The 13,459-nt window shown below is 70.7% G+C and carries 13 protein-coding genes, 1 tRNA gene and 1 other RNA gene; 14 read left to right on the top strand and 1 reads right to left on the bottom strand.

Features of this window, described 5'->3' with window-relative positions:
* The first annotated feature begins 75 nt into the window (after positions 1 to 75).
* From OG247_RS20850 to OG247_RS20800, 11 genes are all read left to right on the top strand, one after another.
* Positions 76 to 2,223, top strand: a complete 2,148-nt coding sequence (locus tag OG247_RS20850) for a cell division protein FtsK (protein WP_327253664.1) — start codon at positions 76 to 78, stop codon at positions 2,221 to 2,223.
* Between the two features lie 140 nt (positions 2,224 to 2,363).
* Positions 2,364 to 2,645, top strand: a complete 282-nt coding sequence (locus OG247_RS20845; protein WP_327253663.1) for a hypothetical protein — start codon at positions 2,364 to 2,366, stop codon at positions 2,643 to 2,645.
* Between the two features lie 3 nt (positions 2,646 to 2,648).
* Positions 2,649 to 2,849: a hypothetical protein gene (locus tag OG247_RS20840; protein WP_327253662.1), complete on the top strand. Its 201-nt coding sequence runs from the start codon at positions 2,649 to 2,651 to the stop codon at positions 2,847 to 2,849.
* The gene (locus tag OG247_RS20835; protein ID WP_327253661.1) at positions 2,846 to 3,451 is read left to right on the top strand and encodes a hypothetical protein; all 606 of its coding nucleotides are present in this window, start codon (positions 2,846 to 2,848) and stop codon (positions 3,449 to 3,451) included. The genes OG247_RS20840 and OG247_RS20835 overlap by 4 nt, the downstream gene beginning before the upstream one ends.
* Positions 3,448 to 3,750 (top strand): hypothetical protein, encoded by a 303-nt coding sequence (locus OG247_RS20830; protein WP_327253660.1) that lies wholly within the window; start codon positions 3,448 to 3,450, stop codon positions 3,748 to 3,750. Before OG247_RS20835 ends, OG247_RS20830 begins: the two co-directional genes overlap by 4 nt.
* 11 nt (positions 3,751 to 3,761) lie before the next feature.
* A complete protein-coding gene (locus OG247_RS20825; RefSeq protein ID WP_327253659.1) occupies positions 3,762 to 4,052 on the top strand; it encodes a hypothetical protein in 291 nt (96 codons plus the stop codon).
* Between the two features lie 85 nt (positions 4,053 to 4,137).
* Positions 4,138 to 4,845 (top strand): class I SAM-dependent methyltransferase, encoded by a 708-nt coding sequence (locus OG247_RS20820; RefSeq protein ID WP_327253658.1) that lies wholly within the window; start codon positions 4,138 to 4,140, stop codon positions 4,843 to 4,845.
* On the top strand, positions 4,842 to 5,756 hold the full coding sequence (locus OG247_RS20815) for a bifunctional DNA primase/polymerase (protein ID WP_327253657.1): 915 nt from the start codon (positions 4,842 to 4,844) through the stop codon (positions 5,754 to 5,756). Before OG247_RS20820 ends, OG247_RS20815 begins: the two co-directional genes overlap by 4 nt.
* Positions 5,753 to 7,303: a YfjI family protein gene (locus tag OG247_RS20810; RefSeq protein WP_327253656.1), complete on the top strand. Its 1,551-nt coding sequence runs from the start codon at positions 5,753 to 5,755 to the stop codon at positions 7,301 to 7,303. The genes OG247_RS20815 and OG247_RS20810 overlap by 4 nt, the downstream gene beginning before the upstream one ends.
* A 280-nt stretch (positions 7,304 to 7,583) precedes the next feature.
* A complete protein-coding gene (locus OG247_RS20805; RefSeq protein ID WP_327253655.1) occupies positions 7,584 to 7,808 on the top strand; it encodes a helix-turn-helix domain-containing protein in 225 nt (74 codons plus the stop codon).
* 72 nt (positions 7,809 to 7,880) lie between these two features.
* Positions 7,881 to 9,164 (top strand): tyrosine-type recombinase/integrase, encoded by a 1,284-nt coding sequence (locus tag OG247_RS20800; protein WP_327253654.1) that lies wholly within the window; start codon positions 7,881 to 7,883, stop codon positions 9,162 to 9,164.
* Positions 9,165 to 9,227: 63 nt separating this feature from the next.
* Here OG247_RS20800 and OG247_RS20795 read toward each other — a convergent pair.
* Positions 9,228 to 9,315 (bottom strand) — tRNA-Ser (locus OG247_RS20795).
* Between the two features lie 107 nt (positions 9,316 to 9,422).
* Here OG247_RS20795 and ffs point away from each other — a divergent pair.
* From ffs to purD, 3 genes are all read left to right on the top strand, one after another.
* Positions 9,423 to 9,521, top strand: an RNA gene (ffs, locus tag OG247_RS20790) — signal recognition particle sRNA small type.
* 126 nt (positions 9,522 to 9,647) lie between these two features.
* Complete coding sequence (locus OG247_RS20785; protein WP_327253653.1) at positions 9,648 to 11,870, top strand: DNA polymerase III subunit gamma and tau; 2,223 nt, start codon at positions 9,648 to 9,650, stop codon at positions 11,868 to 11,870.
* Positions 11,871 to 11,930: 60 nt separating this feature from the next.
* Positions 11,931 to 13,184, top strand: coding sequence for a phosphoribosylamine--glycine ligase (gene purD / locus OG247_RS20780; protein ID WP_327253652.1), 1,254 nt, complete (start codon positions 11,931 to 11,933; stop codon positions 13,182 to 13,184).
* The last annotated feature ends 275 nt before the right edge of the window (positions 13,185 to 13,459 follow it).

Below are 13,459 nucleotides of genomic sequence, written 5' to 3'. Positions count from 1 at the left end.
GGCCCGGACGGTCGGCCGTCCAAGGCGTCGTCCGGACCCCTTCCACCCCGCTCGCTATAAGGGAGCAGACCCACCGTGTCTGATGTCCACGTCACTGAACAGAGCGAGGACCTGGAGCGCCCCGGCGCCGAGGTCTTCGACATCACCACCAAGCGCCCCACCATCCCGGCTCCGCCGGCCGATCGGTACGACGACGATGAGGAGGAGTCGCCGCGGCTGCGGCCGGTCGACTCGCCGGACCTGCCGTCTCCGGGTGTCACGACCTACAAGCGGCTGCCGATCGTCCCTTCCTGGCTGAAGTCGAAGCCGGGGTTCGTCTCCACCACCCAGCGCGCCGCGAGCAACGCGTTCTACGCCACGGCCTTCCACGGGATCCGCACCCCCTGGTATGCGCTGCAGCTCGGGCGGCTCGCCCCGCGCGGCGTGGCCCGCCTGGTCCGGGACACCAACGCGTGGGTGTGGGACGCCGAGGCGGCCCCGCTCCGCGCGTACGAGGTCTACAAGGAGAACACCGCCGAGTACCTGAAACTGTCGCGGCAGCGTGACAGCCGGGTGCGGCTGCGGACGCTGGTCACCGTGGTGGCGCTGATCTTCGGTACCGGCTTCGCGCTGACCATGTACGTCATGGCCCCTGGCTGGCTTGCGGTGTTCGCCTCCGCCGCCGTGCTCACCGCCGGATTCTGGGGCGCCCCCAAGGACCAGCCGGTGATCGGGCCCGCCGTGCTGAAGACGGAACTCCAGAAGCTCACCGGGATGCTCGTGCTCCGGGCGCTGGACAACATTGGGAACGCGAAGCTGTCGGCCGCCATCAAGAAGGGCGGCGACATGAACGGCCTGCGGTTCACCTCGGAGATCACCCGGGACGGGCCCGGCTACCGCGCCGACCTCGACCTCCCGTGGGGTGTCACCCCGGAGGACATCATGGAGGCCCGCAAGCCGCTCGCCTCCGGCCTGCGCCGCAAGGTCGGCTCCGTGTGGCCGTCCTCAGACCCGACCGAGCACGAAGGACGCCTGATCCTGTGGGTGGGCGACAAGCCCATGAACGAGACCAAGAAGCCCGCCTGGCCGCTGCTGAAGTCCGGGCAGGTAGACCTGTTCAAGCCGGTCGTGTTCGGCAACGACCAGCGCATGGGCGACGTCGCCGTCACCCTGATGTTCGCCTCCGTGGTCGTCGGCTCCATCCCGCGCATGGGCAAGACGTTCCTGATGCGCCTGTTCCTGCTCATCGCCGCACTCGACCCGCGCGCCCAGCTCTACGCGTTCGACTTCAAGGGCACCGGCGACTTCGGCGCGCTGGAGCCGGTCTGCCACCGCTACCGGGCCGGAGACGAAGACGAAGACATCCTCTACGTCCTCGAATCGCTGCGGGAGCTGCGCCAGGAGCTGCGGCGCCGGGCCAAGGTCATCAAGTCGCTGCCCCGCTCGCGCTGCCCGGAGTCGAAGGTCACTGCGGACCTGGCCAACGACAAGAGCCTCGGGCTGCACCCGATCGTCGCCGGATTCGATGAGTGCCAGGTCCCCTTCGAGCACGAGAAGTACGGCAAGGAACTCGAAGAGATCGCAACCGACCTGTGCAAGCGCGGCCCGGCCCTCGGCATGGTGACGCTCTTCGGCACCCAGCGCCCCGATGCGAAGTCGCTGCCCACCGGCATCTCCGCGAACGCGGTGCTGCGGTTCTGCCTCAAGGTCATGGGTCAGCCCGCCAACGACATGGTGCTCGGTACCTCGATGTACAAGGCGGGGTACCGGGCCACGATGTTCTCCCGCACCGACCGTGGCATCTGCTGGATGGCCGGTGAAGGAGATGACCCGCGCATCGTGGCCTCGGCGTTCGTGGACGCGCTCGGAGCCGAACAGGTCGTTGTGCGGGCCCGCCGGATGCGCGAGGAGTACGGCAACGTCACCGGCCACGCCATCGGCCAGGAACCCGAGAGTGGGGAAGCCTCCTTCGACCTCCTCGCCGACATCCTCAGGGTCGTGCCGGCCGATGAGGAGAAGGTCTGGAACGAGAAGGTCGCCGCCCGCCTCGCCGCGCTGCGCCCCGAGGTCTATAGCGGCTGGAAGGCCGAGACGGTGACCACGAACCTCAAGCCGCACGGCATCACCGCGCAGGACGTCTGGGGCTCCACCACCGCAGGCAAGGGCACCACCCGCCGAGGCGTCGCCCGCGCAGACATCACCACCGCCATCACCCTCCGTGACGGCAAGCGGTCCGGGAGCTGACTCGCACCGCTGCTAGACCTAGCGGCCATCGCTGCTAGGTCTAGCACCCCCGCTAGCACCCCGAACCGGCCCCCATCAGCGATCTCGCACCTAGCAGCCGACCTGCGAAAACACCGGAAAGCCTGCCCGGAAGGCACCCCATGACCCCCGTCCTCCTTGCTAGCGCCTGCCTGCTCATCGTCACACTCGGTTACGTCAGTGTGTGCGTGTCCAGCCCGTTCGGCACCTGCCGCAAATGCAAGGGCTTCGGCTACGCGATGAAGACCGACCGCAAGGGCCGCCTCAAGCGCGGCAAGCACTGCCGCCGCTGCGACGGCCACGGCAAGCGCATCCGCGTCGGCCGCCACCTCTACAACCTGTGGCTGCACCTCTACCGCGACGCCAACCCCGCCCCCCGCAAGACGTTCGCCCCGAAGGGATAACCCATGGCCATCACCGTCTCCCTCGTCGCCCTGTTCGGGCTGGTCCTGTTCTTCCTGCTCCGCTCCAAGACCCTCGGCTACGGCTCCGCGTTCATCGCCATCATGTTCGGCTTCTTCCTCGCCTCCACGGGAGCCTCCGGCCCCATCAACGAACTCACCACCGCCGTCCTCAACGCCGTCACCGACTTGGGGAGCCGAGCATGAGCGAGCCCATCACCTACCGGCACTGGGCACTCGACCTCGCCCCCAAGGCGGCCCCCGCCGTGGCCACCACGACCGTGCTGATTCTGGGCCGGATCTGGAACGCCAACGGCGCCGAACACTCCGTCGGCAACGCCGCGCTGATGGTCGTCCTGGCCGCCGGGGCCGCGACCGCAGGCGCGTTCTCCTCCGGCAACCACTCCGGTGGCAGCGTGATCGCCGGAACCGCGTTCGCCGCATCCGGTGGGCTGGCCCTGGCCGGAGTCGCCGGATACGCCGATGGCCTCTCCCTGCCGATCCTGCTGTGGGCGCTGGCCACCGCCGTCGCGTACGGACTCGCCGCCCGCTACTGGCGCACCGACCGCCGAGAAGCAGTCACGTACGAGCGGCAGACCCTCGGCCGGCGCGCGGACCACGCCCATGTCGAGCGCGTCGAAGCGCTGCGCGCCGGGGCCCAGATCGAAGTCGCTCGCTCCGGCGCCGTTTACGCCGAGCAGCTCGCCAATGCCCTCATCACCCGCGCTGGCCTTCCCGGCTTCAGCCCGCAGGCCATCACGGAGGCGGGACTGCCCGAACTGCCCTCGGCCGAGAGGAAGGACTGGTGACCGGGCCCGAGGCGGCATACGCCACCGCGCCGAGCGTCATCAGCGAAATCGGATGGACCGTACGGGGAGTCTGTGACTGCCTCAGCGGCATCCACGTCCGGGAGTTCTGGCTCCGCAAGGCCGCACTCCTGGACCGCATCGCCCTCACCGACGACGACCCCGTAGGCGGCGACGCCGCGACCTGCGCCACCGAAGCGGCTCACCGCCTGATGGAAATCGACCAGGCGGACGGCCCCCGCACCGAAGACCCCCGCGGCTACGTCCGCCAGGAATACGCCCTCTGGCTCCGCCACTACTGAGAGAGAACGCCATGAGTTCCAGCCCCGCCCTGAGCACCACGCAGCACCCCACGATGCACACGCAGGTCGACGGTCTCAGCTACCGGCCCGAGCTCATCAGCGTGATCGCGGCCCTGTCCCACATCCGCAGCGCCCGCAAGAGCCCCAAGAACGTGGACGCGGTCAACGTCTACGCCTTCACCGGCCGCGACGGCATCCCGCTCCACGTGGTCTACATCCACCACACCCCCGGCCGCTGGCACGGAGTCAAGGACGTCATCGACGTCTACGAGATCCCCACCGCCACGCTCACCGACCTGTAGCTGTGCCCGGGGCGGTCGCCTCTCTCCAAAGACCGCGACCGCCCCGGCTTCCCCAGTCCCTTCGCAGAAACAGGAGACCCCCAGCATGACGCAACCCACCCCGATCAGGCGATCCCGCCTGCGGGTGCTTGACGCCTACTCGTGCATCGGCGGGGCCGCTCGCGGTTACCAGTACCTCGGCTGGCACGTCACCGGAGTGGACATCAATCCGCAGCCCGACTACTGCGGTGATGCCTTCCACCAGGGAGACGCCGTCGAGTTCATCCGCGAGCACGGTCACGAATTCGACTTCATCCACGCCTCCCCTCCCTGCCAGGGGGAGGGAGCGCCAACCAAGGGCACGAACGCCGCACGCAACGCCCGCACCGGCCGCAGGCACCCGAGGCTCATCGCCCCCACCCGGGCCGCCCTCGACGCGGTGGGACGGCCGTATGTGATCGAGAACGTGGCCGGCTCCGAGGTCCGCAAAGACTTGCGGCTGTGCGGTGAACAGTTCGGGCTGGCCGTGCTGATGCACCGCTACTTCGAACTCGGCAACTGGACCACCGCGCCGCCGGCCCACCCCGCACACCGGGGCAGGGTTCGCGGCTGGCGGCACGGCGAGTACTTCGACGGCCCCTACGTCGCTGCCTACGGCAAGGGAGGCGGCAAGGCCACCGCCGACGAGATCCGCGAAGCCAAGGGCATCGACTGGTCCCACGACCACCTCGCCCTGCGCGAGGCCCTGCCGCCCGCCTATACCCGCTGGATCGCCACCGCGTTCCTGACCCGCAGCGAGGAGGCAGCAGCATGAACGCCCACCTGTTGAACGCCGGGCTCGCCGCCGCTGAGCGCGGCTGGCCCGTCTTCCCGCTCCGCCCCGGGGACAAGCGGCCCGCCGGACACCCCGAACGCAACTGCCCCCGCAGCGGCCGCTGCACGGACGGCCACCGAACCCCCGAACAGCGCGCCACCCTCGACCCCGAGCAGATCACCGCGTGCTGGCAGGCAGCCCCGTACAACGTCGGCATCGCCACCGGCCCCGCCGGACTTCTGGTCGTGGACCTCGACATCCCCAAAGACGAGGACGGACCCGCGCCCGTGGAATGGGCGGGGGCAACCGATGGCCTGGACGTGTTTGCCATGCTCTGCGAGCGCGCCGGTGAACGGCTGCCGACCGAGACGTTCACGGTCCGCACCCGCCGTGGCGGACAGCACCTGTACTTCACCGCCCCCGCCGAAAAGCAGCTGCGTGGCAGCGCAGGGCGCCTGGGGTGGAAGGTCGACACGCGAGCCTGGGGCGGGTACGTGGTCGCGGCCGGCAGCGCGGTCGGTACGGGCTCGTACGAGATCATTCACGACGCGCCCCCGGCTGCTCTCCCCACGTGGCTCGGTGACCTCCTCACCACACCGCCCGCACCTGCCCCGGTCCCCGTAGCCGTTCTCCGATCCCGGATCGGGAAGGCGGACCGGTACGCGACGGCCGCTCTGAACGGCGAGGTCGCCAAGGTCGCGGCTGCTGTCACTGGCGCCCAGAACACGACGCTCTACAACGCCGCGTACGCCCTCGGCAGGCTCATCGCCGCCGGGACCCTCACCGAGGACGAGGTGACCGACGCGCTCACCGCCGCCGCGCCGGAGGGGCTCGCTCCTTCCCGCGTCGCGGCGAGCATCCGAGACGGCATCCACCGCAGCGCCCGCAACACCCTGGGAGGGGCCGCATGACCACACAGCCGGTGGAGAGCTCGGAACTGTGGGCGGGCTTCGAAGCTCTGGACGCCCAGCAGGCAGCTACCGCGCCGTGGGAGGAGCCGATCCCGCTCACCGCCCGCCGTGAGCTGCCGGCGTTCCCCACCGAGGTCTTCCCGGCATGGCTCGGAGACTTCGTGCGTGGCGTGGCAGAGGAGACGCAGACGTCCGTGGACGCGGCCGCCTCCCTTGCCCTGGCGGTCCTGTCCACGGCCGCCGGGGGCCGCGCTGTGGTTCACGTCCGAGGTCGGTGGCGCGAGCCCGTCAACGTGTTCGTCGTCATGGCCCTGCCCCCGGGTAGCCGGAAATCGGCGGTGTTCGCCCTGATGACCAACCCGCTCTACAGGTGCGAGGCACTGCTGGCAGCCGCATCGGCCGGAGCGATCATCGAAGCCGAGCTCACGGCGAAACTCGCCAAGGAAGTCGCGGACAACGCGGCTATGAAGGCAGCCCGCGCGGAGGTAGACAAGCGCGACCAGCTCGTAGCCGAAGCCATCGGCCTCGCGCAGGTCGCGGAGTCCATCGTCGTGCCCACCAAGCCCCGGCTCCTGGCCGACGACGCCACCCCCGAGGTCATCGCCTCGCTCCTGGCCGAACAGGGCGGCAGGCTCTCCGTCATGTCCGCCGAGGGCGGCATCTTCGACATCATCGCCGGCCGCTACTCGGGCACACCCAACATGGAAGTCTTCCTCAAAGGACAGGCAGGCGACCGGCTGCGCGTCGACCGCCGGGGGCGCGAAGAGTTCATCGAAGCCCCCGCCCTCACCATGGGACAGACGGTGCAGCCCTCGGTTCTGGAAGACATCAGCCGCATCAAGGGAGCAGGAGACAGGGGGCTTCTGGGCCGGTTCCTGTACTCCCTGCCCGAAGACCTCGTGGGCTACCGGGAAGTGCTCCCCGAGCCCCTTTCCGAGGACGTCGCCGACGCCTACGAGGAGCGCGTCACCGCGTTGACGATGGCCCTCGCAGGCTGGACCGACCCGGCAGTACTCCAGCTCACCCCCGAGGCGAACGAAGCGCTGGCCGCCTACGAGCGGCGACAGGAACCGCGACTGCGCAAGCGCGGCGGAGACCTCGGCCACATCAGGAACTGGGCCGCGAAACTGGGCGGTGCGACCTGCCGCCTCGCAGGGCTGCTGCACCTGTCCGCCCACACCGACAACGGGCACACCCAGCCCATCACCGCCGACACCATGCGCAACGCGGTCAAACTCTCGGACTACTTCACCAGCCACGCCCTCGCCGTCTTCGACCTCATGGGCGCCGACCACACCGCCTCCCGCGCTCACACCGTGCTGGAGCTGCTGCGCACCCAGAAGTGGAGCGAGGTCAGCAAGCGCGACCTCATGGTCAAGCTCTCCCGCTCCGAGTTCCCCACCGTCGCCGATCTGGACCCCGTGCTGGACCTGTTGGAAGACCACGGGTACGTCCGGTGCCAGCCCGCCCAGCGCACCGGCGGGCGCGGCCGGCCGCCGTCCCCGCGCTACCTCATCCACCCCCAGCTGAGCGAACCCACCCTCTGACCCCCGCCACAGAAACCACAGAATCACAGAAATAGCCCCACCCGGCCCTGACCTGCAGGTATGCCCTCAAGGAGGGCTACCGGGCGGCTGCCACAGAAACCCGCAGAAGAACCACACAAATACGAGCCCACCCCGGACCGCCTATTTCTGTGGGACTTCCCGCCCTTTCTGTGGCAGCCCACCCACCAGCCCCAAGCCCCTCGTTCCCGCAGGTCAGCGGCTCCACCCCGGGTTTCTGTGTATTGCGTGGTTTCTGTGGCGGCCCGCCAAGGAGCGAGCCATGCCCGACACCCATGTCGCCGCGCCCCACGCGGTAGATCCAACGCTGGTGCTGCTCACTGTTGAGGAAGCAGCCCGCCGACTCCGGGTCGGCCGAACCACCTGCTTTGCCCTCATCCGCACCGGCGCACTGGAGTCCGTCGTGATCGGCGGACTCCGCAGGGTCCCGGTTGATGCGCCGGCCGCGTACGTAGCCCGTCTCCGCACCGCTCAACGCGCGGCATGACGACGCCGGAGCAGTGACCCCACGCAGCGGGGTAGCCCGCCGCCCCGACCTACCTGAGACAGGAGTCTGCCTGTGGCAGAGAGAAGCAAGAAGAGCACCCGCCGCGCCAACGGCGAGACCGCGATCTACTTCGGAAAGGACGGACGCTGGCACGCCAGGGTGCCGATGGGCTACCGGGACAACGGCGAGCCGTACCGGAGGCACATCACCCGGACTACAGAGGATCTCCTCATGGAGGAGGTCAAGCGGCTGGAGAAGCAGCGTGACCAGGGGACTGCCCAGCAGCCCGGGAAGCTGTGGACGGTCGAGAAGTGGCTGTGGCACTGGGTCGAGAACATCGCCAAGGAAGTCGTCAGCGAGAACACCTACGACGGTTACGAGGTAGCCGTCCGGGTGCACCTCGTTCCCGGTATCGGCAGGCACAGGATTGACCGCTTGGAGCCGGAACACCTGGAGAGCCTCTACCGCCGGATGAAGGCGAAGGGCAGCAAGCCCGCCACGGCTCACCAGGCCCACCGAACCGCGCGCACCGCCCTGGGCGAAGCGGTACGGCGCGGCCACGCCGCGAAGAACGCCGCCGCGCTGGCCAAGCCGCCGCGCGTGGAGGAGGCCGAAGACGAGATCGAGCCCTATTCGGTCGAGGAGATCCAAAGCCTGCTGATCGAGGTGAACAAGCGCCGCAACAGCGCTCGCTGGATGCTCGCCCTCGCGCTCGGCCTACGGCAGGGGGAGACGCTGGGACTCCGGTGGGCTGACGTGGACCTGGAGAACGAGTACCTGAAGCTGCGCCGGAACCGGCTGCGACCGAAGTACGCGCACGGCTGCAAGGAAGCCGCCCCGTGCGGCCGGAAGGCCGGGTACTGCCCCCTGCGCAGCCAGGTGCGGCGCGAGACGAAGAACACCAAGTCGCGCGCGGGGCGGCGCGCGGTGCCCCTGCCGGGCCCTCTGGTTCGGATGCTCCGGGCGCACAAGGAGGTGCAGGCACGCGAGCGGAAGGCGGCCAGCGACCTGTGGACCGAGTCCGAGTACGTGTTCACCAAGCCGCGCGGCGGTCCGCTCAGCCCGAACACGGACTACCACGACTGGAAGAAGCTCATCGGCGACGCCGGGGTGAGGGATGCGCGCCTGCACGACGCACGGCACACCGCCGCGACGGTGCTCATGCTGCTGGGGGTCCCGGACCGGGTCATCGACCAGATCATGGGTTGGGAGCCGGGAACGTCTGCCCGGATGCGTGCGCGGTACCTGCACGTGCCCGACGCCATGCTGAAGGACGTGGCACAGAAGATCGCGGAGGCCATCTGGGGCCCCTCGGCGAAGGTCCTTGTGGACAAAGACCAGGACAACGAGGTCTGAGGAACGAAGAAGAGCCCCACCGCAAGCGGTGGGGCTCTTCAACGTATTGCCCGGTGAGAGCAATGGCGGAGGATACGAGATTCGAACTCGTGAGGGGTTGCCCCCAACACGCTTTCCAAGCGTGCGCCCTAGGCCACTAGGCGAATCCTCCGGGGCAAACAATACAAGACGTTGAGGGGTGCTAGCGAACGTGATCGTCGCGTGGAGCTCCGGCCGGGGTCCGGCTCGATTCCGGGGCCCTCCATCCGCTAGGGTGGGGCCAGCCCCTCACGTGGCGCTATCTCACCCAACTCCCCCAGGGCCGGAAGGCAGCAAGGGTAAGTGGGCTCTGGCGGGTGCGTGGGGGGCGCTTTGCGTTCCGGGACGGGTCGGGCCGGCCGGGCCGCTGAGCAGGACCGCAGACGCAGGACCGCGCGCGGACCACGGTGGACCGGGCGGGTCTGCGGGCCGCCGTTGTCGGTGGGCCCGGATAACCTCGTAGACGTGTCGTCCCTTGCGCTGTACCGCCGCTACCGCCCCGAGTCGTTCGCCGAGGTCATCGGTCAGGAGCATGTCACTGACCCGCTGATGCAGGCGCTGCGCAACAACCGGGTCAATCACGCGTACCTGTTCAGTGGGCCGCGAGGCTGCGGCAAGACCACCAGCGCGCGCATCCTCGCCCGCTGCCTGAACTGTGAGCAAGGCCCCACGCCCACCCCCTGCGGGGAGTGCCAGTCCTGCAAGGACCTCGCGCGCAACGGGCCGGGATCCATCGACGTCATCGAGATCGACGCGGCCTCGCACGGTGGTGTGGACGACGCCCGTGACCTGCGCGAGAAGGCCTTCTTCGGGCCCGCCTCCAGCCGGTACAAGATCTACATCATCGACGAGGCGCACATGGTCACCCCGGCGGGCTTCAACGCCCTGCTGAAGGTGGTCGAGGAGCCGCCGGAGCACCTCAAGTTCATCTTCGCCACGACCGAGCCCGAGAAGGTCATCGGCACCATCCGGTCCCGGACGCACCACTACCCCTTCCGGCTCGTGCCCCCCGGCACCCTGCGGGACTACCTCGGCGAGGTCTGCGGCCGCGAGGGCGCCCACGTGGAGGAGGGGGTGCTGCCGCTCGTCGTGCGCGCGGGCGCCGGCTCCGTCCGTGACTCCATGTCCGTCATGGACCAGCTCCTGGCCGGCGCCACCGAGCAGGGTGTGACGTACGCCATGGCCACCTCGCTCCTCGGGTACACCGACGGCACCCTCCTCGACGCCGTCGTGGACGCCTTCGCCGCCGGGGACGGGGCCGCCGCCTTCGAGATCGTCGACCGGGTGGTGGAGGGCGGCAACGACCCGCGCCGCTTCGTCGCCGACCTGCTGGAGCGGCTGCGCGACCTGGTGATCCTGGCCGCCGTGCCCGACGCCCGGGAGAAGGGGCTCATCGACGCCCCCGCCGACGTGGTCGAGCGGATGCAGGCCCAGGCCTCCGTCTTCGGGGCCGCCGAGCTGTCGCGGGCCGCCGACCTGGTCAACACGGGGCTCACCGAGATGCGCGGAGCCACCTCGCCCCGGCTGCAGCTGGAGCTGATCTGCGCCCGCGTGCTGCTGCCCGCCGCCTTCGACGACGAGCGTTCCGTGCAGGCGCGGCTCGACCGGCTGGAGCGCGGCGGTGCGGCCTCCGCCGCCGCTGCCTTCGCCCCGGCCCCCGCCATGGGCTACGTCCCCGGGCCGGAGGCCCACGCCATGGCCCCCGCGACGGTACGGCCCCCCGTGCAGCAGGCTCCGACGCAGCAGGCCCCCGTCCACCAGGCCCCGGTGCACCAGGCCCCCGCTCCGGCCCCGGTGGCGCCGCCCGAGCCGGCGGCCCCCGCGGCCCCGGCCTCCGCCCCCGGCGCCTGGCCCGGTGCCGCGCAGCCCGGCGGCGGCGCCCCCGGTGCCTGGCCCGGCGCGGCCACCCCCGGGGCCCCCGCGGCTCCCGCTCCCGCGCAGGCGGCGCCCGCCGCCCCCGCCGCGGGTGCCTGGCCCGGCGCCGCCACCCCCGGCGCCCCGGCAGCCCCCACTGCTCCCCCGGCGGCCCCCGCCCAGGCCGCCCAGGCCTCGGCCCCGGCGGCGCCCGCCGCCCCGGCACCCGGCATGGCCGCCGGCGCCGGGCAGATCCAGGCCATGTGGCCGGCCGTCCTGGACGCCGTCAAGAACCGCCGCCGCTTCACCTGGATCCTGCTCAGCCAGAACGCCCAGGTCGCCGGCTTCGACGGCACCACCCTCCAGCTCGGCTTCCCCAACGCCGGGGCCCGCGACAACTTCGCGAGCAGCGGCAGCGAGGACGTCCTCAAGGCGGTGCTCGCCGAGCAGTTCCAGGTCAGCTGGAAGATCGAGGCCGTGGTCGGCGGGGGCGCCCAGCCCATGGCCCCCGTATCCGCGTCCTCCTACGGCGCTCCGCCCGCGCCCGCCTACAACCAGCCGCCGGCCCAGCAGGCCCCGCAGCAGTCGCAGCAGTCGCAGCAGCAGCCGTACCAGCAGCAACCGCAGCAGTCCCAGCAGCCGCAGCAGTCGTACCAACAGCAGCAGTCCCAGCAGCACCAGCCGCCGACCCACCAGGCGCCCCCGCCGGTCGCCCCCGAGGACGACATCGCGGAGGCCGACGACCCCGACCTCGTCGACACCGCACTGAGCGGACACGACCTGATCGTGCGCGAGCTCGGGGCCACCGTTGTAGAGGAATATACGAACGAATAGCGGGTCCGACTTGGGTGCCCGCACGAAGGGCACCCGGGAACGCGGGCTAGTCTTCATCGCGTGAAGGTCCTCGTCATCGGCGGCGGCGCCCGCGAACATGCCCTGTGCCGCTCTCTGTCCCTCGATTCCGACGTCAACGCGCTGTACTGCGCTCCCGGCAACGCGGGCATCGCCGAGGTGGCCGAGCTCCGCCCCGTCGACCCGCTCGACGGCGAAGCCGTCGCCCGCCTCGCCACCGAGCTCCGCGCCGACCTGGTCGTGGTCGGCCCGGAGGCCCCGCTCGTCGCCGGGGTCGCCGACGCCGTGCGCGCGGTCGGCATCCCCGTCTTCGGCCCGTCCGGCGAAGCCGCGCAGCTGGAGGGTTCCAAGGCCTTCGCCAAGGACGTGATGGCCGCCGCCGGCGTCCCGACGGCCCGCAGCTACGTGTGCACCACCCCGGAAGAGGTGGACGAGGCCCTCGACGCCTTCGGCGCCCCGTACGTGGTCAAGGACGACGGCCTCGCCGCCGGCAAGGGCGTCGTGGTCACCGACGACCGGGCCGCCGCCCGCGCCCACGCGCTGCGCTGCGACCGGGTGGTCATCGAGGAGTTCCTCGACGGCCCCGAGGTCTCCCTCTTCGCCATCACCGACGGCGTCACCGTGCTGCCGCTCCAGCCCGCGCAGGACTTCAAGCGCGCGCTCGACGGCGACGCGGGCCCCAACACCGGCGGCATGGGCGCGTACTCGCCCCTCCCCTGGGCCGACCCGAAGCTGGTCGACGAGGTCATGGCCTCCGTCCTGCAGCCCACCGTGGACGAGCTGCGCCACCGCGGGACCCCCTTCTCCGGGCTGCTCTACGCGGGCCTCGCGATCACCTCGCGCGGGGTGCGGGTCATCGAGTTCAACGCCCGTTTCGGCGACCCCGAGACCCAGGTGGTCCTGGCCCGGCTGCGCACCCCGCTCGCGAGCGTGCTGCTGGGTTCCGCCAACGGCACCCTGGACGTCCTGCCCCCGCTCAGCTGGCGCGAGGACGCGGCCGTCACCGTGGTCATCGCCTCCCACAACTACCCGGAGACCCCGCGCACCGGGGACCCCATCACGGGTCTGGCCGAGGTCGCCGAGCTGGACGCCCCGCACGCGTACGTCCTGCACGCCGGGACCCGCAGCGAGGGCGACGCGGTCGTCAGCGCGGGCGGACGCGTGCTGTCGGTGACGGCGACCGGTTCCGATCTGGCGGAGGCCCGGGACAGGGCGTATAAGGCGGTCGCGCGGATCGGGCTCGACGGCTCGCAGTACCGCACGGACATCGCGGCGAAGGCCTCGCAACAGCGCTGAACACCGCTGATCAGCGGGATTTCACGGAAGCGGGCCCGGTGCGCACTCGGTGCGGCCGGGCCCGCGCGCATGCTCGCGTGCGAGTGCATCCGGCCGCGTTCGAACGCACCCAGCTTTACCCAAAGCCATTCCATCGGGTGATCGTCCCCCGGTCTGCCTGACGGCCGCCTCCGCCCCAACTATGGTGCGGCGCAAGCATTCCGGCTCTCATTCCGGCACATGGCCCACCGGCATTGCGATGTCAGTGGCTGGTGTCACAGTGGGGGAGTGAGCAA

It is taken from the genome of Streptomyces sp. NBC_01244 (genome assembly GCF_035987325.1).
GTDB lineage: Bacteria > Actinomycetota > Actinomycetes > Streptomycetales > Streptomycetaceae > Streptomyces.
This window is presented reverse-complemented; position numbering and strand designations above follow the sequence as displayed.

Coding starts and splice junctions, on each gene's coding strand:
- OG247_RS20845 (WP_327253663.1), top strand. CDS start 2,364: ATGACCCCCGTCCTCCTTGCTAGCGCCTGCCTGCTCATCGTCACACTC.
- OG247_RS20840 (WP_327253662.1), top strand. CDS start 2,649: ATGGCCATCACCGTCTCCCTCGTCGCCCTGTTCGGGCTGGTCCTGTTC.
- OG247_RS20835 (WP_327253661.1), top strand. CDS start 2,846: ATGAGCGAGCCCATCACCTACCGGCACTGGGCACTCGACCTCGCCCCC.
- OG247_RS20825 (WP_327253659.1), top strand. CDS start 3,762: ATGAGTTCCAGCCCCGCCCTGAGCACCACGCAGCACCCCACGATGCAC.
- OG247_RS20820 (WP_327253658.1), top strand. CDS start 4,138: ATGACGCAACCCACCCCGATCAGGCGATCCCGCCTGCGGGTGCTTGAC.
- OG247_RS20815 (WP_327253657.1), top strand. CDS start 4,842: ATGAACGCCCACCTGTTGAACGCCGGGCTCGCCGCCGCTGAGCGCGGC.
- OG247_RS20810 (WP_327253656.1), top strand. CDS start 5,753: ATGACCACACAGCCGGTGGAGAGCTCGGAACTGTGGGCGGGCTTCGAA.
- OG247_RS20805 (WP_327253655.1), top strand. CDS start 7,584: ATGCCCGACACCCATGTCGCCGCGCCCCACGCGGTAGATCCAACGCTG.